Origin of the sequence: Exiguobacterium sp. s150, assembly GCF_018618435.1 — a bacterium.
In the GTDB taxonomy this organism is placed as follows: Bacteria; Bacillota; Bacilli; order Exiguobacteriales; family Exiguobacteriaceae; genus Exiguobacterium; species Exiguobacterium alkaliphilum.
In genome coordinates this window covers 1-311 of record NZ_JACSMC010000097.1, presented here as the reverse complement: position 1 = coordinate 311, position 311 = coordinate 1, and the positions used below count along the sequence as shown (strand labels likewise).

The window sequence follows — 311 nt, the reverse complement described above, 5'->3', positions numbered from 1 at the left end:
ATATACAACTTGAAAATGAAATTCCGTCGCGCTTCTCGTTGTGCTCTTGTCTTGATGTACGGATTCTCTTTTTCGTATTCGATGATGTCACTTTCGAGGAAGAGTGCCGTCCGATTGTTCGCGACATATTGTACTGGGAGAGGGAATTTGACCTCTCCTTTTTTGTCGTGCAGACTTTGTCGTGGCATATCCCAACGGACAGAAAGGTCGGCAATCGTCAGAAGTTTTGGTATGTCATTCGGCTTGGTCATTCGTGGTCGCTGCATGTTGTTTTCGTCCCTTCACGAGATATCGAAGATAAGGAGTGCCCA

Annotated in this window: 1 protein-coding gene; it reads right to left on the bottom strand. The window is 46.0% G+C overall.

Annotated features, from left to right (window positions below; genetic code table 11):
• On the bottom strand, positions 1-266 hold a 266-nt coding region (locus KNP76_RS15710), incomplete at its 3' end, for a hypothetical protein (protein ID WP_214845055.1).
• Positions 267-311 lie beyond the last annotated feature (45 nt).